The sequence below is a fragment of the Streptomyces sp. HPF1205 genome, from assembly GCF_020400825.1.
GTDB lineage: Bacteria > Actinomycetota > Actinomycetes > Streptomycetales > Streptomycetaceae > Actinacidiphila.
In genome coordinates this window covers 61,837-78,412 of sequence record NZ_JAINVH010000018.1, presented here as the reverse complement: position 1 = coordinate 78,412, position 16,576 = coordinate 61,837, and the positions used below count along the sequence as shown (strand labels likewise).

The following is a 16,576-nucleotide window of genomic DNA, read 5'->3' as shown; positions in this document are numbered from 1 at the left end:
GACGGGCGGGCGGACGCGGGATCTCGCCCCGGCCGGGTACCGGTGCCGCGCGGGCACCCGGCCGGGGCCGCGCGGGTCAGGCGGAGGCCGCCGCGACCTGGGCGACGCCGTCCACCCGGCGGGGCAGCCCGAGGGGGTTGTCGTCGCGCAGTTCGGGGGGAAGGAGGGCGGGCGGGGTGTCCTGGTGGACCACGGGGCGCAGCCAGCGTTCGATGGCGGTGGCCCCCACCGAGGTGAAGGTGGAGGTGGTGGCCGGGTAGGGCCCGCCGTGGTGCTGGGCGGGGGCGACGGCGACGCCGGTGGGCCAGCCGTTGACCAGGACGCGCCCGGCCACGGCGGTGAGCCGGCCGAGGAGGGCTGCCGCAGGGCCGTCGCCCGCCTCGGCCTCCCGCTCGGACAGGTGGACCGTCGCGGTGAGGTTGCCGGGGAGGCGGTCGAGCACGGCGTCCCGTTCGGCCTCGCCGCCGTACCGCACGACCACGGTGAGCGGTCCGAAGCACTCCTCCAGCAGCAGGTCGCCCGCGCCCTCGGCGGCCAGGTCGGCGGCCTGGACGGTGAGGAAGCCGGGGCGTACGGACAGCTCGCCGGCGTCCCCGGCCTCGACGGGCGCGGTGACGCCGGGCAGTTCGGCGCGGGCGGCGGCGCCCTTGAGGAAGGAGTCGCGCATGCGGGAGTCGAGCAGGACCCCGGGGCCGGCGGCGGACGCGGCCGAGGTGAGCGCCTCGACCAGGCGGTCGCCGTCGGGACCCGAGGGGGTGAGCACGAGGCCGGGCTTGGTGCAGAACTGCCCGTTGCCCAGGGTGAAGGACGCGGCGAGCCCGGTGCCGATCCGCTCGGCCCGCTCGGCCGCGGCGGCCGGGGTGACGACGACCGGGTTGAGGCTGCCGAGCTCACCGTAGAAGGGGATGGGACGGGGCCTGGCTGCGGCGGCGTCGTACAGCGCGCGCCCGCCGGGGATGGAGCCGGTGAACCCGGCGGCGGCCACCAGGGGGTGCCGCACGAGCTCGACGCCGGCCTGGAAGCCGTGCACGAGGACGACCGTGTCCGCGGGCAGCCCGGCCTCCTCCGCGGCCCTGCGCAGCAGGCCGGCGCACAGCTCGGAGGTCGCCGGGTGGTCGGGGTGGGCCTTGACGACCACCGGGCAGCCGGCGGCCAGCGCGCTGGCGGTGTCGCCGCCGGGGACGGAGAAGGCGAGCGGGAAGTTGCTGGCCGAGTAGACGGCGACGACGCCGAGCGGGATCTTGTAGCGCCGCAGGTCGGGCCGGGGAATGGGCTTGGCGTCCGGGTCGGCGTGGTCGATGGTCACGTCGAGGAAGGCGCCCTCGTCCACGACGTCGGCGAAGGCCCGCAGCTGGAAGGCGGTGCGGGCCAGTTCCCCGGTCAGCCGGGGCGTCCCGAGCGCGGTCTCGGCGTCGGCGACGGCCACGACGTCCGCGGCCGCCTCCTCCAGCAGCCCGGCGGCGCCGCGCAGCAGCCGGGAGCGTACGCTGCGCTCGGCGAGGGCCGGGAGCGCGGCGGCGGCGGCGCGGACGGCGTCGTCGACCTGCTCGGCCGTGGCCTCGACGGCGACCCGCTCACGCGGCTTCCCGGTCCGCGGGTCGACGCTCCAGACTGGTTCTGCCACCGTGAAACCTCCATAAAGCGACATCGTCACAGCTCATCGAGATGCGTCGTTCTATATACTGAACAGCGTCCTCAGATGTGAATCTCCGTCGGGAGCCTACGTCCGCGCCTCCCGGCCGAACAAGAGGGGGTCCCCGCGATGGCGGCTGCCGAAGGAGCCGGTTCCCAGGTCAAGTCCGCGGTCCGCACGGTGGAACTGCTGGAGTTCTTCGCCGGCAGCCCGGGCATGCACAGCCTGGCGGCGGTCCAGGAGGCGGTCGGCTACCCCAAGTCCAGCCTCTACATGCTGCTGCGCACCCTCGTCGAGCTCGGCTGGATCGAGACGGACGCGACCGGAACGCGGTACGGGATCGGCGTGCGCGCGCTGCTGGTGGGCACCTCGTACATCGACGGGGACGAGGTGGTGGCCGCCGCCCGGCCCACCCTGGACCGGCTCTCGGACGACACCAGCGAGACCATCCACCTGGCCCGGCTCGACGGCACCAGCGTGGTCTACCTGGCCACCCGGCAGTCCCAGCACTACCTGCGGCCCTTCACCCGGGTCGGCCGCCGGCTGCCCGCCCACTCGACCTCGCTGGGCAAGGCGATCCTGGCCACGTACAGCGACGAGCAGGTGCGCACGATGCTGCCGCAGACGCTGGAGCCGCTCACCGAGCACACCCACACCGACCGCGAGAAGCTCATCGAGGAGCTGGACCGGATCCGCGAGCAGGGCTACGCGGTGGACCGCGAGGAGAACACCGTGGGGCTGCGCTGCTTCGGCATCGCGATCCCGTACCGCACGCCGGCCCGCGACGCGGTGAGCTGCTCGGTGCCGGTGGCCCGGCTCACGCCCGGCCACGAGCAGATGATCAAGGACGCGCTCTTCGACGCCCGCGACCGGCTGCTGCTGGCGACCCGCCGCCTGTGACCGCGAGCCGCGTGCCGTACTCCGGACTCCGACTCCGTACTCGGTACTCGGTGCTCCGTACTTTCCGTACTCCGTACTTTCCGTACTCCGTCCGACTCTGCCAGGGGGCGACATGAGCACGCGTGACACCGGCGCCGAGCCCGGGGCGTTCGCCCGCAGGGCGACCGCCTTCGGGGGCCGGGCCGCCGCCTACGCCGAGCACCGGCCCGACTACCCCGCGGCCGCGGTGCGGTGGCTGCTGGAGCCGGTGGCCGGCGCGGCCGAGCCGGGCGCGCTGCACGTGCTGGACCTCGGGGCCGGAACGGGAAAGCTCGGCGCGGGCGTGCTCGCGCTCGGCCACCGGGTCACGGCGGTGGAGCCGGACGCGCGGATGCTGGCCGAGCTGGGCCGGCGGGTGCCCGGGGCGACCGCGCTGGCCGGCAGCGCGGAGGACATACCGCTGCCGGACGGCTCGGTGGACGCCGTGGTGGTGGGCCAGGCGTTCCACTGGTTCGACCAGGACCGGGCGCTGCCCGAGATCGCCCGGGTGCTGCGGCCGGGCGGGGCGCTGGGCGCGCTGTGGAACACCGACGACGACCGGGTGGAATGGACGGCCGGCCTCGGCCGGGTCGCCGCGAGCCTGGTCTCCTTCGTCGACTGGCCGCAGGACCGCGTCATCCGGGCGCATCCGGCCTACTCCCCCGTGGAGCACGCCGACTTCGCGCACCGCCGGCGGCACACCGTCGACTCGCTGGTCGCCACCGTGGCCACCCACTCCCGCGTACTCCTGCTCGAACCGGCCGAGCGCGAGCGGCGGCTGGCGGCGGTGCGCGACTACCTGCGCTCGCGGCCCGAGACCTCCGGCGGCGCCTTCGATCTGGAGATCGTCACGCGGGCGCAGCGCTGCGTGCGCCGTACCTGACGGTTCCTCAAGCGCTTGGCGCGTCTGCGTCACCTGCGGCTTCGTCCGGCCCCTTCTTCCGCCGTGGAATCGGTGATTCCCGACCTCTGCCCACGACTCGCACGCGCTGCTACGCTCTCGCCGCGCCGTGGCGGGGAGGTCCGGGCAGGAAGAGGTGACCGTGTCCACTTCGGTCGAAGCCGGGGGCGCCGACGCCGTCGAGGCCGCCGGCAGCGCCGTGGTCGACGGCGCTGAACACACAGTCCACGACGTGCCCCGGGCGGGCGGCCCGCCCGCCGTACCGGAGCTGTCGCAGGACGCCGCCGCGCAGTTCCACTGCTTCTTCGAGCGGCATTACGCGGAACTCGCCCGTCTCGCCCACCTGCTGACCGGCGAGGTGGACGCGGCCGACGACCTCGCCGCCGACGCGCTGGTGGCGCTGTGGCGGCGCTGGGACCGGGTGCGGGACGCCGAGCATCCGGCGGCGTACGCCCGCGGGGTCGTGGCCAACCTGGCCCGCTCGCGCATCCGCAGCGCCGTGCGGGAGCGCCGGCGGATCGCGATCTTCTGGTCGCAGCGCCCCGAGCGGGTCGAGGGGCCGGACGTGCCCGCCGTCCTCGACCTGCGCCAGGCGCTGCAGCGGCTGCCGTTCCGCAAACGGGCGTGCGTGGTGCTGCGGCACGCGTTCGACCTGTCGGAGCGGGACACGGCCGAGGCGCTGGGCATCTCGGTCGGTACCGTCAAGAGCCAGACCTCGCGCGGTGTCGCGGAGTTGGAGCGGCTGCTGGCCCCGCACCCCGAGGCGGCGCCCGGTGACCGGGTGGCGGACGAGTGCCGGATGCGGGACGCGGTACGGTCGCCGGTGGGCCGGGGGACGGCCGCGGGACCCGCGCGGGAGCCGGTGCACGAGGCCGGTCCGCCGTCCGCCGCCAGGCCGCGGACGCTGCTGAGGACGCGAGGTACGGCGATGGGCGCCACGGCTCGTCCGCGGACGGGACGGGGACTGTGATGTCCGAGCTGCCGGAGCGGCTGCGGGCCGCGGCAGACGCGCACCACCCCGACCGGGAGCGGATGCTGGCCCGGGTGGAACGCGGGATGGACCCGCCCGGCGCCGGCGCGCGGCCCGGCCGGGCGGAGCGGTCGCCGGCGCCCTGGGGCCGGGTGGTCGCGGTGACCGCGGCGGTGGCGGGGGCGATCGGCCTGGGCGGGCTCGCGGTGGGCGCGGCCGGCGGCGCCGGCGGGACCGGCGGCGCGGACACCCCCGGGTGGACGGTGACGACGTCGGGCGACGCGACCGTGACGCCGCCGCCCGCCGTGTCGGGCACCTCGGGCTCCGCCGCCGCGCACCCCAGGGCAGGCTCGACCGGCACCTCCCTTCCGCCGACCGGTCTGCCCCCGCACTCGCCGCACAGCCCTTCCGCGGCCGTCACGACGCCCGCCGGGCACGCGACCGGCACCGGCTCCGGCTACGCGCCCGGCGCGTCCGGCGCCGGGAGCGCCGCACCGCCGCCGTCCGCCGGGTCCGGCACCGGGATGACGGCGACCGGCAAGGTCGACTCCGGCAGCAACGCCTACTGGACGCAGAGCGACATCACGGTCACCGTCAGCAGCCCGCTCACGTCGCTCACCGTGGAGCTGCGGGTGGCGGCCGGCGGCGGGGTGGCGAGCACCGGGCAGTGGAGCACGATGAGCGCGCAGGACCTCACGGCGTCGACGAGCACCGAAGGCGGCTACCTCGTCTACCGGTGGGTGCTGGACGCCGGCCGCACCGTGCAGCCGGGTACGTACACCTTCGCCGGGCAGTTCCAGCACGATCCCGGCAACCGGGACGCGAGCGGCGACCACTACGGGGTGACGGCCGACGGACCGGGCGGTCCGGTGGCCGCCGGCGGAGGATTCTGAGCCGGATTCCCCCTATCGGGAACGGTTCGGACACTTTGCCGTGAATCACCGTTTTTCCGCCGGTTCGTGCCGCGGGTCTGGACCCGGCCGGTCATCGCCCGGAAATATTCGCGTCACCACGGCAACCTCCTCCGTCCCGGTGGCGACTTGAGTGTGCATCCGGCTCCTTGTTCACCGCCGGAATGGTTCCGGGGCGCGGCGGTACCCCCATGATCGCCGCGCCCCGGCATGCGGTGCGCTTGCCGCGGATCCCCCGGCCACGCGCTCACCGCAGTGCCGCGCGCACCTGGGCGAGATCGGCGTCGGAGGCCAACCCGGCGTGGTAGAGCCGCAGTTCGGTCGCACCGAGGGCGGCCGCGTGCGCCGCGTCCCCCGCGAGCGAGCCGGGGCTGCCGCCCATGCCGGCCACGACCGTGAAGTTCGCGGCGACGACGGTGTGTTCGCGCGCGTGCGCCGCGACCGGCCCGAGCACCGCCTCGCGCGCGGCCGGCCCTCCGGTGCACGGCAGCACCAGTCCGTCGACATGGCCGAGGACGTGCTCCGGGTCCACCCCGGCGTTGGCTCCGCAGTGGTACGGGACGGGGTCGGCGTGCATCAGCACCTGGAAGCCGTCCGGCGCGGCCGCCCTGACGGCCGCGACCACACGCTCCTGCAGCGATCGGGCCGTCGCGGCACGGAAGTCCAGGGTGAGCGCGGCGGCCTCCTCGCCCAGCAGCTTCCCGATGCCGGCCACCCCCCCGGCCGCGCCCTCGGCGCCGCCGGCCCACACCGGTTCCAGGGCGCGGCGGACGGCCGCGGCCAGGTCGTCCGGGTCGGCGCCGAGCCCGGCGTACCCGTCCCGGCAGTGCGGGCAGAAGCACAGCGACATCAGGTAGGCGGCCGCGTCGCCGAGCGGGACCCCGCCGGTCTTGTCGTGGGCGTGCAGGTGGGCCAGGCCGTACCAGCCCAGCGACTCCAGCTCGGTACCGCGCGCGCCGGGGCGTACCGCGGCCTCGGCGGCCAGGTCGGCCAGGTAGGCGCGTACGGCGGGCCGGGCGACGCAGGGCGCCCACGGATAGCGGTCGCCGTAGGCGTTGACGACGCTGGTGTCCGGATGCTCCGCGCCCATGCGGGAGTTGTGGGCCAGCACGACCCAGCTGTGGACCTCCAGACCCGCCTCCTGGAGGGCCGCGGCGGCCGTGCCGTACGCGTCGGCGCCGGGGTCGGCGCCGGTCCACCCGCCGGCCGGGTGAGGCCGAAGCTCGCGGCCGGCCCAGCGCCGCTCGTCCACCGGGTAGTGGACGGCGGCGTACTCGGCGGTGACGACCCGGTGGCGCGGGTGACGGGGGGTCAGGGCCCGGGTGGAGTGGTAGGCGGAGGCGAGGGTGACCTGCTGGACGCCGAGAGCGGCGACGCGCTCCGCGGCGGCGGGGTCGCCCAGGACGTCCCAGGGGTAGAGGAAGGCGGAGGTCTTCACGGCGGTCTGCCTCCTGGTCAGCGGTCGGCGAGCAGGGCGGTGCCGCGCTCGATCAGCGCGGCGAGTTCCGCGACGTGCGCCGCGGACGGCTCCGACAGCGGCGGCCGGACCTCGCCCACGTCCAGGCCGCGCAGCCGCACGCCTGCCTTGACCAGCGAGACCGCGTAACCGCGGCCTTTGTTGCGGAGGTTGACCAGGGGGCGGTAGAAGCCGTCGAGCAGGCGGTTCACGGTGGCGTCGTCGCCCGTGGTGAGTGCCGTGTGGAAGGCGAGGGCGATCTCCGGCGAGAAGGCGTACACCGCCGAGGAGTAGAGGGTGACGCCGATGCCGCGGTAGGCCAGGCCGGTGAGTTCGGCGGTGGGCAGGCCGTTGAAGTAACGGAAGCCGCGGCCCTCGGGGCCGGGCAGTTCCGTGCGGACCGCGCTGATGATGCGCTGCATCAGGTCGAGGTCGCCCACGCCGTCCTTCAGGCCGACGACCGAGGGGTTCGCGGCCAGTTCCACCACCGTCTCGGGGGTGAGGACGGCGTTGTCGCGCTGGTAGACGATGACCGGCAGCGAGGTCCCGGCGGCCAGCGCGGTGTAGTGGCGCAGCAGGCCCGCCTGGTCGGGCACGACGAGGTAGGGCGGCATGGCCAGCAGGCCGTCCGCGCCGGCGTCCTCGGCCGCCTTCGCGTACTGCAGTGCCACGGCGGTGCCGTAGCCGGCCCCGGCGACGACCGGGACGCGGCCGTCGGCCGCCTCGACCGCGGCGGCCACGCAGGCGCCGAACTCCTCGCGGGTCAGCGCGTGGAACTCACCCGTGCCGCAGCAGGCGAAGACGGCCCCGGCGCCCTTGTCCACTCCCGCCCGCACATGGTCGCGGAAGGCACCGAGGTCGAGGCCGCCGTCCGGGCCGAAGGCCGTGACCGGGAAGAACAGCAGGCCGCCGAGGCGCTCGGCGAGCGCGGGTGAGGTCATCGGGGTTCCCCTCAGAGCCAGGGCGCGATGTGCGCTCATGTGATTCATGTCCATATTCGTGAACGCTGCCACGCTAGGGGAGACGCGCCGGGGGGTCAAGCTGTCCGGAAACGGGCGGGCGCGGCAAGCGATCCGGACCCGTCCACGTACGTGAACGCATCCGCTCCTATACTCGGCTCGGCCATCGCCCGCGTCCGGCCGCGGCGGACCGCCTCCACCTTCGGGCCCAGCCCGGCCGGTGAGACCGAGGAGACCTGACATGCCCGCTCCCCGTACCGTCCTGCTCACCGGCGCAGCCGGCGGGCTGGGCACCCTAATGCGCGGCCTGCTCCCGTCGTACGGCTACGACCTGCGGCTGCTGGACCTGCGGCCGATCGAGGGCGAGCCGGACGCCGTGGTCGCGGACCTCGCCGACAAGGAGGCCCTGCGGGCGGCGGTACGCGGGGTCGACGCGATCCTGCACCTCGCCGGGATCTCGCTGGAGTCCACCTTCGACAAGATCCTGCGGGCCAACATCGAGGGCACCTACAACCTCTACGAGGCCGCGCGCGAGGAAGGCGTGAACCGCGTGGTGTTCGCGTCCAGCAACCACACGGTGGGCTGGACGCCGACGCCGCGCGAGGGCGACCCGCTCCTCCCGGTCACCGCCCCGCGCCGGCCCGACACCTTCTACGGCCTGTCCAAGTGCTTCGGCGAGGACCTGGCGCAGCTCTACGCCGACCGGCACGGCATCGACACCGTCTCGGTGCGCATCGGCTCCTGCTTCCCCGAGCCCACCACGGTCCGGATGCTGTCGGTGTGGCTCTCCCCCGCCGACGGCGCCCGTCTCTTCCACGCCGCTCTCACCGCCCCGGTCCGCGGCCACACCGTCGTCTACGGCTCCTCCGCCAACACCCGCCTGTGGTGGGACCTCGGCCCGGCCCGCGCCCTCGGCTACACCCCGCAGGACGACTCCGAGCCCTTCGCCGGGAAACTGATCGCCGAACAGGGCGAGCTCGACCGCTCCGACCCGGCCCAGGCGCACTTCGGCGGGGCGTTCGTCGTCGACCCGCCGATCTGGCCGCACTGAGGCGCGGCGGGCCGGGCGGTCCAGGGCCGGGGCCGCACGGGGCCGTCCAGGGCCGTGTCACGGGCGCGGGCCGGAGCCCGGCGAGGCGCGTTGCGGGCGCGGCCCGAGCCCGGCGAGGCGTCACGGGCGCGGGCCGGATGCCGCACCGCCACGGTCCGGTCCGCCCGGAGGTGCCAGACTCGTCCCGAGGGGCGCCGGCGGTACGCGCGGCGGGACAGGAGGCGGGACGTGGCGGGCGGACGGCGGCTGGTGGTGCGGCGGGTCACCGGCACGGGCACCCCGCGGGGAGCCGTGCTCCTGCTCCACGGAGGGGCCGAGTACGGGATGCGGCGGCCCTCGCGGCTCAGCGGGCCGTCGTGGCGCATGCGGCCGTTCGTGCGGGCACTGGCGCGGGAGCCGGACGGCGGCGGCCTGGTGCCGGCAGAAGCGGGCGGCGGCGGCCTGGTGCTGGCCGAGGCGCGGTACCGCCACCGCGGCTGGAACGGCGAGCGCGCCGACGCTGCCAGGGACGCCGAGGAGGCGCTGGCTGAGCTCGACACGTTTAGCGGCGGCGTCCCCGTCGTCCTCGTGGGCCACTCCATGGGCGGCAGGGCCGCCCTGCGCGTGGCCGGCCACGAGCGGGTGACCGGCGTGGTCGCGCTGGCCCCGTGGTGTCCGCCCGGCGAGCCCGTCGCCCAACTGGCCGGCCGCCGCCTGGTGTTCGCCCACGCCCGGGCCGACCGCGTGACCGCCCCCGAGGAGTCCTTGCGGATGGCCGTCGCGGCGCGGGCCGCGGGCGCCGGGGTGTGCCGCTACCTGCTGCCCGGCGGCGACCACACGATGCTCAGGTACGCGGCCGTGTGGCACTCCCTGACCGCCCGGGCCGCCTGCGCCCTGCTCGGCCTGGCCCCGCTGCCGGCCGAGGCGGCGGCCGCCTTCGCCCTGCCGGCCGCGTCCCCCGGGGGCCTGGAACTTCGGGCACCCGGCGCCGCGAACACGATGTGACGCCCTGTGACCGGACCGCCGCGTCGGCCCGGACGGCGGGCCCGGCCGCTCACCGCGGGTAATGGAACCGCAAAGCGCGGCCGGTCGTTAGCGGGGCATGACCGCAATGACGCCTGGCTCGAATGTGCCGCTGACCGTGCCCCGGGTGACGGTGGAAGTCGCCGCTCCGGTGCGGCTGGACGTCTCGGGCCTGCTCCTGGCCGCCGATGGCAAGGTGCGCTCCGACGACGACTTCGTGTTCTACAACCAGCCGCAGGGGCCCGGGGTGACGTACCGGGCCGGGGGCGGCTCGGCCCCCGACGCGATCACGGTGGACACCGCCGCCGTGCCGGCCGCCATCGAGAAGATCGTGGTGACGGCCAGCATCGACGGGGGCGGCGCCTTCGCCGGGCGGACGCCGACCGCCACCGTGCGCGGCGCCGACGACGGCTCGGTGGTGGCCACCTTCTCGCCCACCGGCCTCGGTCCGGAGACCGCCCTGATCGTGGTGGAGGTCTACCGCAGGGGCGGCGCCTGGAAGGTGCGCGCGGTCGGGCAGGGGTACGCCGACGGGCTGGCGGGCATCGCCACCGACTTCGGGGTGTCCGTGGAGGAGCCGGCCGCGCCCGCCGCGCCGCAGGCCCCGGCGCCGGCCGTCGTCTCCCCGCCCGCGCCGCCGAGTGCCCCGCCGGCCTCCGCGCCGCCGCCGAGCGGGCCGGCCGCCACGCACCTCCCGCCGCCCCCGGCCGCGGCGCCACCCGCTGCCCCGCCGGCGCCCGCGCCCGCCGCGGCGCCCGGCCGGATCAACCTCGACAAGGGCCGGGTCAACCTGCGCAAGAACGAGACGGTCTCCCTGGTCAAGGGGGGCAAGCCGCTGCTGTCCTCGGTCCGGATGGGCCTGGGCTGGGAGCCTGCGTACGGCGGCAGGGCCATCGACCTGGACGCCTCGGTCATCGCCTACGGCCCCCAGCGCAACCACGTGGCGACCTGCTACTTCGGCAAGCTGATGGTCCTGAACGGCGCGATCCAGCACTCCGGGGACAACCTGACCGGCCAGGGCTCGGGCGACGACGAGGCGATCACCGTCCACCTCGGCGGCCTGCCCGCCGACGTGACCGGCCTGATCTTCACCGTGAACTCCTACTCCGGGCAGAAGTTCAACCACGTGGCGAAGGCGTACTGCCGCCTGCTGGACGCCGCGAGCGGCGAGGAGCTGGTCCGCTTCGACCTGACCAACAGCGAGGCGCGCACCGGCGTGATGATGGCCAAGCTGATCAAGCAGTACTCGGGCGAGTGGGAGATGACCGCCCTCGGCCAGTTCGTCGACTCACGCACCGCGAAGGGCATGGTGAAGCCGGGCGCCGCGGCGCTGTGAGCGCGAGTACGGCGAGGGGCGCGGCGGGCGCAGGGGCGCGAGGAGCGCGACGGCCACCTGCGGTGGCGGCCCGTGCTCAGGAGCCGCCGGCCGCCGCCGTCCCGCGAGCCGGGACCGCCTCCCGTCCCGGAGCGCTCCGGGACGGGAGAGGTCCGGCGGCACAGCGGGCCGCCCGGGTCGGCGGTGTCCCAGGCGGGGCGCCAGGTGAGAGGGGCCGCGTCCCGGATCGCGGACGGCCGGGGATCCGTCCGGGTCCGTCCGGGAAACCCAGGAACGCGGCGCCCGTCCGCGGACCCGCTCCTGCCGGGCCGGTTAGAGGGCCGGGGCAGAGGACCGAGGTCAGAGGGCCGAGACCGGAAGTCCGGAATCGGAGGACCGGAATCGGCGGACCGAGGTCAGAGGGCCGAGCCCTCGCGGGACCGGGCCTTGAAGGCCGCCTTACGCGCTTCCTTGGCGGCCTTGCGGTCCGGGTGGAGGCGGCCCACCGCCTCCAGGACGTCGGCGGTGGCCGGGTGCTCGACCCGCCAGGCCGCGTCGAAGAAGCCGTCGTGCCGGGCGACCAGGTCGCGGACGAGCTCGGTGAGCGGTTCCGGGTCGTCGTCGGCGGAGAGCTGGGCCGCCAGGGTGTCCACGGTCAGCCAGTAGACCATCTCGGCATCGGGCGCGGGCACGTCCGCGGCGCCGCGCTCGGCGAGCCACACCCGGGCCAGGCCGCCGAGCTGCCGGTCGTCCAGCACTTCCCGCAGCGCCGGTTCGGCCTCGGCGCCGAGCAGGGCGAGGGTCTCCTGGCAGATCAGGCGGCGGCGCGGCGCGTCCTCGTCGTCGCCGCGGCCGGCGGCCAGCAGCTCGCGGGCGGCCTCGACGGCCTCCCGCCGCTCCAGCCACAGCTCGGCCTCGGCGCGGGCGCTGTGGTCGGGGTACTCGGTGAGCGCGTCCAGCAGGTCCGCCCCCGGGCCCTCCGCCAGGTCGCCGAGTGCGGGCACGTGGGCGCCCGCGTCGCTGAGCCGCTCGCGCACCCCGTGCAGGCCGAGGGGGGTCAGCCTGACCAGCCCGTAGCGGGCGACCTCGGCCGGATCCGGGTCCGCCTGCGGCGCCGCGGGCGGCTCGGGGGCGGCATCCTCTTCCTCGATGAGCGCCTCGTCGACCGGCTGGTAGTCCAGCAGCCCGGTCGGCGCGAGCAGCCGGAAGTGGTCGTCCAGCCGCATCATCACCTCGGTGACCTCTTCGAGCACCGCGTCGCTGGGCTGCTCCATCTCGTCGGGCATGACCAGCGAGGCGGCCAGCACGGGCAGCGGCACGGCCCCGGACGGCTCGGTTGAGCCGGCGGCGCCGTCCTCCACCGCGGTCAGGGCGTAGAGGTTGGCGAGCGCGGTGTCCAGGAACTCCGCCTCCTCCTCCGGGTCCCAGTCCAGCTCGTCCAGCATCAGCCGGTCACCGTCGTCCAGCGCCCCGCGCAGGCTCTCGTAGTCCGGCGAGGCGGCCTCGGCCAGCGCGGACTCCGCGGCGGCCAGCCAGATGTCCAGCACCTCGTAGGGGTCGCCCGACGAGATCCGCCGGTAGGCGTCGCCCGGCTCCGCCCGGCCCGCGGCCTCGCCGGGCGGCGTGGACTCCTCGGACGGCTCGTCGATCCGCAGCGCGAGCAGCCCGGTGTCGACGGCCACCGCCCACGCCTGCGCGGTGTCCGCGAGCCCTTCGTCCTCCTCGTCGGTCGGCAGCCCCAACTCCTCGGCGGCCGCCACCAGATCGGCGTCGAGCAGTTCGCCCGCCGCGTCCACCTGCCGGTACGGCTCCGCCCACCGGACCAGCCGCACGGCGCGGTCCAGCAGCGGCGCGGCGAGCGCCAGCCGCGCCAGATCGTCCGCGGGCAGCAGCCGCACCGGCGGCAGGACGAAAGGACTTGCGGGCATCGGAGGAACTCCCATTCGGCGCGAGGGATGTGAGGGGATGTCGGATCTGCGGCAGCGCGCGTCCTCGCCGGGCACGGCCCGCCCCGGGCGGCCGTCCGTCCGGGCGACACGCGTGGCTCTCAGCGTATTGCCTGCGCGCGCCGGCCCGGTCCGCCCCAGGATACGAGGACCCGCCCCGGGAGGCGGGACCCGACCGCCCCTGCCGCCGGGCGGGGGCGGGCCCTCCCCTCGGGCGGGGCCTCAGTTGTGCGCGTGCAGGACCGCGTTCAGGCCGCCCCAGGAACCCGTGCGCTGCAGGGCCTCCACCGCGCCGGTGGTGGAGTTGCGGCGGAAGAGCAGGTTGCTCGCTCCGGACAGCTCCACGGCCTTGACGATCGTGCCGTCGGGCAGGGTCACCCGGGTTCCGGCCGTCACGTACAGGCCGGCCTCGACGACGCAGTCGTCACCGAGGGCGATGCCGAGGCCGGACTCGGCGCCGAGCAGGCAGCGCTCGCCGACGGAGATCACCTGGGTGCCGCCGCCGGACAGGGTGCCCATGATGGACGCGCCGCCGCCGACGTCGCTGCCGTCGCCGATGACCACGCCCTGCGAGATACGGCCCTCGACCATGGAGGTGCCCAGCGTTCCGGCGTTGAAGTTGCAGAAACCCTCGTGCATGACGGTGGTCCCGGCGGCCAGGTGCGCCCCGAGCCGGACCCGGTCGGCGTCGGCGATACGGACACCGGCCGGCGCGACGTAGTCGGTCATGCGCGGGAACTTGTCGATCCCGTGGACGGCCAGGTGCTGCCCCTCGGCGCGCACGGCGAGCCGGGCGGCTTCCAGCGAGCCGACCGGGACGGGCCCGATCGAGGTCCACGCGACGTTGGCCAGCAGCCCGAAGACGCCGTCAAGGCTGAGGCTGTTGGGCCGGGCCAGGCGGTGGCTGAGCAGGTGCAGCCGCAGGTACACGTCGTGCGTGTCGACCGGCTTCTCGTCGAGCGCGGCGATGGTGGTACGGACCGCCACGACCTCCACCCCGCGCCGCGGGTCGGGGCCGAGCGCCTTGGGGGCGGCGGCGCCCAGCGCTTCGGCCGCCTGCTCCGCGGTGAGCCGCTCGGTGCCGGCGGGGCCCGGCCGCGCGACCAGTTCGGGGGCGGGGTACCAGGTGTCGAGGACGGTGCCGTCGTCGGCGACCGTCGCGAGGCCGTAGGCGCGGGCCCCGCCGGGACGCAAGTCGTTCATGCGGTCACGCTAACCGCTGGGCCCGTCCGATGCGTACTCGGACCACCATGCGGAAGGAGGACCCGGCCGCGGCCCGCGCGGGCACGGGCGGCACGGCACGCCCGGGCGACGGCAGCGCGGAGGGCGGCCACCCATCGGGTGACCGCCCTCCGCGAACCTCACGCGAACCCCGCGCGGACCCCGCGCGTCAGACGTTGAAGCCCAGCGCCCGCAACTGCTCGCGGCCGTCGTCGGTGATCTTCTCCGGGCCCCACGGCGGCATCCAGACCCAGTTGATCCTCAGGTCGTTGACGATGCCCTCGGTGGCGGACTTGGCCTGCTCCTCGATCACGTCGGTGAGCGGGCAGGCCGCCGAGGTGAGGGTCATGTCGATGGTGGCGACATTGCTCTCGTCGATGTGCATGCCGTAGATGAGGCCCAGGTTGACCACGTCGATCCCCAGCTCGGGGTCGACCACGTCGTACAGCGCCTCCTTCAGCTCCTCCTCGGAGGCGGGCTTCGTGGTGGTGGGGGCACCACCCGGGCCGGGGCCCACCGGGGACGTCCCCTGGTGCTCGGCGTGTTCCTCGGGCGCGGTCATGCGGTCTCCTTGGTGGGGGCGCCGGACAGCGCCTGCGCGGTCGCGTCCTTCCACGCCATCCAGCTCAGCAGCGCGCACTTCACACGCGCCGGGTACTTCGAGACGCCGGCGAACGCCACCGCGTCCTCCAGCAGCTCCTCCATCGCGTCGTCGGGCTCGACCTGGCCCTTGGACTGCATCAGCTCCAGGAAGGTCTCCTGGATCCTGCGGGCCTCGCCCAGTTCCTTGCCGACGAGCAGGTCGTTGAGCATCGAGGCGCTGGCCTGGCTGATGGAACAGCCCTGCCCCTCGTAGGAGACGTCGCCGATGACGCTGCCGTCCATCCGCACCCGCAGGGTGATCTCGTCCCCGCAGGTCGGATTGACGTGGTGCACCTCGGCCTGGCCGTCCCGCAGGCCGCGCCCGTGGGGGTGCTTGTAGTGGTCCAGGATCACGTCCTGGTACATCGAGTCGAGCTTCACAGCAGCACCACCATCAGCCGAAGAAGTTGCGTACCTGCTCCAGGCCCTCGACCAGGGCGTCGACCTCGGCCGGGGTGGAGTACAGATAGAACGACGCTCGCGTGGTCGCGGGAATTCCGTACCGCAGGCAGACCGGCCGCGCGCAGTGGTGGCCGACCCGCACCGCGATGCCCTGCTCGTCGAGCACCTGCCCCACGTCGTGCGGGTGGATGTCGCCGAGGGTGAAGGAGATGGCGGCGCCGCGGTCCTCGCCGGTGACCGGGCCGACGATCCGCAGGTCCGGGACCTCCCGCAGCCGGCTCAGCGCGTACTCGGTGATCGCGTGCTCATGGGCGGCGATCTTGTCCATGCCGATCGCGGTGAGGTAGTCCACCGCGACGCCCAGCCCGATGGCCTGGGCGATCGGCGGGGTGCCGGCCTCGAACTTGTGCGGCGCGGGCGCGTACGTGGACGAGTGCATCGAGACGGTCTCGATCATCTCGCCGCCGCCGAGGAACGGCGGCAGGTCCTCCAGCAGCTCCTGGCGGCCCCACAGCACGCCGATGCCGGTCGGGCCGAGCATCTTGTGGCCGGTGAAGGCCACGAAGTCCGCGCCGAGCGCCTGCACGTCCAACGCCATGTGCGGGGCGGCCTGCGAGGCGTCGATCAGCACCAGCGCGCCGACGTCCTGGGCGCGGCGCACGATGGCCTCGACCGGGTTGAGGGTGCCGAGGATGTTGGAGACCAGCACGAAGGAGACGATCTTCGTCTTCTCGGTGATGACCTGCTCGATCCCGGACAGGTCGAGCCGGCCGTCGTCGGTCAGGCCGAACCACTTCAGCTTCGCGCCCGTGCGCTGCGACAGCAGCTGCCAGGGCACGATGTTGGAGTGGTGCTCCATCTCGGTGATGACGATCTCGGTGTCCTGGTCCACCCGGTAGGGCTCGTCGGCCCAGCCGAGCATGTTCGCCACGAGGTTCAGCGACTCCGAGGCGTTCTTGGTGAAGATCACCTCGTCGCGGCTGGGCGCGTTGATGAACGCGGCGATCTTGTCGCGCGCGCCCTCGTACGCCGCCGTGGCCTCCTCGGCGAGGGTGTGCACACCGCGGTGGACGTTGGAGTTGTGCCGCTCGTAGTAGGCGGCCAGGGCGTCCAGGACCTGGCGCGGCTTCTGCGAGGTCGCCGCGTTGTCCAGGTAGACCAGCTTCCGGTCGTCGTGGACCAGGCGATCCAGTACGGGGAAGTCCTTGCGGATCGCCTCGGTGTCGAGGAGGCCGGGCAGTAGCCGGCC

The 16,576-nt window shown here is 74.9% G+C and carries 14 protein-coding genes and 1 pseudogene; 7 read left to right on the top strand and 8 right to left on the bottom strand.

The annotated features are described in order from the left end of the window. Positions 1 to 76: 76 nt before the first annotated feature. On the bottom strand, positions 77 to 1,624 hold the full coding sequence (locus tag K7G61_RS21225; protein ID WP_225848503.1) for an aldehyde dehydrogenase (NADP(+)): 1,548 nt from the start codon (positions 1,622 to 1,624) through the stop codon (positions 77 to 79). Between the two features lie 138 nt (positions 1,625 to 1,762). On the opposite strand from K7G61_RS21225, the gene K7G61_RS21220 reads away from it, so the two are divergent. The 4 genes and pseudogenes from K7G61_RS21220 (at position 1,763) to K7G61_RS21205 (ending at position 5,315) form a co-directional block, all read left to right on the top strand. Further along, positions 1,763 to 2,533, top strand: coding sequence for an IclR family transcriptional regulator (locus tag K7G61_RS21220; protein ID WP_225848502.1), 771 nt, complete (start codon positions 1,763 to 1,765; stop codon positions 2,531 to 2,533). A 112-nt stretch (positions 2,534 to 2,645) separates the two neighbouring features. Beyond that, positions 2,646 to 3,434: a class I SAM-dependent methyltransferase gene (locus K7G61_RS21215; protein WP_225848501.1), complete on the top strand. Its 789-nt coding sequence runs from the start codon at positions 2,646 to 2,648 to the stop codon at positions 3,432 to 3,434. 286 nt (positions 3,435 to 3,720) lie between these two features. Then, positions 3,721 to 4,263: pseudogene (locus K7G61_RS21210) on the top strand (SigE family RNA polymerase sigma factor); the annotation flags it as partial. A 158-nt stretch (positions 4,264 to 4,421) separates the two neighbouring features. Then, a complete protein-coding gene (locus K7G61_RS21205; protein ID WP_225848500.1) occupies positions 4,422 to 5,315 on the top strand; it encodes a hypothetical protein in 894 nt (297 codons plus the stop codon). Between the two features lie 265 nt (positions 5,316 to 5,580). On the opposite strand, the gene K7G61_RS21200 is transcribed toward K7G61_RS21205, so the two are convergent. Beyond that, complete coding sequence (locus tag K7G61_RS21200; RefSeq protein ID WP_225848499.1) at positions 5,581 to 6,771, bottom strand: hypothetical protein; 1,191 nt, start codon at positions 6,769 to 6,771, stop codon at positions 5,581 to 5,583. Positions 6,772 to 6,788: 17 nt separating this feature from the next. Beyond that, positions 6,789 to 7,730: a 5-dehydro-4-deoxyglucarate dehydratase gene (locus K7G61_RS21195; protein WP_225848498.1), complete on the bottom strand. Its 942-nt coding sequence runs from the start codon at positions 7,728 to 7,730 to the stop codon at positions 6,789 to 6,791. 259 nt (positions 7,731 to 7,989) lie between these two features. Between K7G61_RS21195 and K7G61_RS21190 the strand changes: the two genes are divergently transcribed. From K7G61_RS21190 to K7G61_RS21180, 3 genes are all read left to right on the top strand, one after another. Next, positions 7,990 to 8,799, top strand: a complete 810-nt coding sequence (locus K7G61_RS21190) for an NAD(P)-dependent oxidoreductase (protein ID WP_225848497.1) — start codon at positions 7,990 to 7,992, stop codon at positions 8,797 to 8,799. A gap of 228 nt (positions 8,800 to 9,027) precedes the next feature. After that, positions 9,028 to 9,783 carry an alpha/beta hydrolase gene (locus tag K7G61_RS21185; RefSeq protein ID WP_225848496.1) on the top strand — a complete coding sequence of 252 codons (756 nt, stop codon included), beginning with the start codon at positions 9,028 to 9,030 and terminating at the stop codon, positions 9,781 to 9,783. Between the two features lie 106 nt (positions 9,784 to 9,889). Next, positions 9,890 to 11,137: a TerD family protein gene (locus tag K7G61_RS21180; RefSeq protein WP_225848495.1), complete on the top strand. Its 1,248-nt coding sequence runs from the start codon at positions 9,890 to 9,892 to the stop codon at positions 11,135 to 11,137. A 395-nt stretch (positions 11,138 to 11,532) separates the two neighbouring features. Here K7G61_RS21180 and K7G61_RS21175 read toward each other — a convergent pair whose 3' ends face one another. The 5 genes from K7G61_RS21175 to K7G61_RS21155 form a co-directional block, all read right to left on the bottom strand. Then, on the bottom strand, positions 11,533 to 13,044 hold the full coding sequence (locus K7G61_RS21175) for a hypothetical protein (protein ID WP_225848494.1): 1,512 nt from the start codon (positions 13,042 to 13,044) through the stop codon (positions 11,533 to 11,535). Positions 13,045 to 13,284: 240 nt separating this feature from the next. Continuing rightward, on the bottom strand, positions 13,285 to 14,265 hold the full coding sequence (dapD, locus tag K7G61_RS21170) for a 2,3,4,5-tetrahydropyridine-2,6-dicarboxylate N-succinyltransferase (RefSeq protein ID WP_225848493.1): 981 nt from the start codon (positions 14,263 to 14,265) through the stop codon (positions 13,285 to 13,287). A 187-nt stretch (positions 14,266 to 14,452) separates the two neighbouring features. Then, the gene (locus K7G61_RS21165) at positions 14,453 to 14,845 is read right to left on the bottom strand and encodes a metal-sulfur cluster assembly factor (RefSeq protein WP_225848492.1); all 393 of its coding nucleotides are present in this window, start codon (positions 14,843 to 14,845) and stop codon (positions 14,453 to 14,455) included. Continuing rightward, the gene (sufU, locus tag K7G61_RS21160; RefSeq protein WP_225848491.1) at positions 14,842 to 15,306 is read right to left on the bottom strand and encodes a Fe-S cluster assembly sulfur transfer protein SufU; all 465 of its coding nucleotides are present in this window, start codon (positions 15,304 to 15,306) and stop codon (positions 14,842 to 14,844) included. Before sufU ends, K7G61_RS21165 begins: the two co-directional genes overlap by 4 nt. 13 nt (positions 15,307 to 15,319) lie before the next feature. Beyond that, positions 15,320 to 16,567 (bottom strand): cysteine desulfurase, encoded by a 1,248-nt coding sequence (locus K7G61_RS21155; protein WP_225848564.1) that lies wholly within the window; start codon positions 16,565 to 16,567, stop codon positions 15,320 to 15,322. Between the last annotated feature and the right edge of the window lie 9 nt (positions 16,568 to 16,576).

Bases quoted from the DNA above. Each gene is read 5' to 3' on its own strand.
- K7G61_RS21220 (WP_225848502.1), top strand. From the start codon at position 1,763: ATGGCGGCTGCCGAAGGAGCCGGTTCCCAGGTCAAGTCCGCGGTCCGC.
- K7G61_RS21215 (WP_225848501.1), top strand. From the start codon at position 2,646: ATGAGCACGCGTGACACCGGCGCCGAGCCCGGGGCGTTCGCCCGCAGG.
- K7G61_RS21205 (WP_225848500.1), top strand. From the start codon at position 4,422: ATGTCCGAGCTGCCGGAGCGGCTGCGGGCCGCGGCAGACGCGCACCAC.
- K7G61_RS21195 (WP_225848498.1), bottom strand. From the start codon at position 7,730: ATGACCTCACCCGCGCTCGCCGAGCGCCTCGGCGGCCTGCTGTTCTTC.
- K7G61_RS21190 (WP_225848497.1), top strand. From the start codon at position 7,990: ATGCCCGCTCCCCGTACCGTCCTGCTCACCGGCGCAGCCGGCGGGCTG.
- K7G61_RS21180 (WP_225848495.1), top strand. From the start codon at position 9,890: ATGACGCCTGGCTCGAATGTGCCGCTGACCGTGCCCCGGGTGACGGTG.
- K7G61_RS21175 (WP_225848494.1), bottom strand. From the start codon at position 13,044: ATGCCCGCAAGTCCTTTCGTCCTGCCGCCGGTGCGGCTGCTGCCCGCG.
- dapD (WP_225848493.1), bottom strand. From the start codon at position 14,265: ATGAACGACTTGCGTCCCGGCGGGGCCCGCGCCTACGGCCTCGCGACG.
- K7G61_RS21165 (WP_225848492.1), bottom strand. From the start codon at position 14,845: ATGACCGCGCCCGAGGAACACGCCGAGCACCAGGGGACGTCCCCGGTG.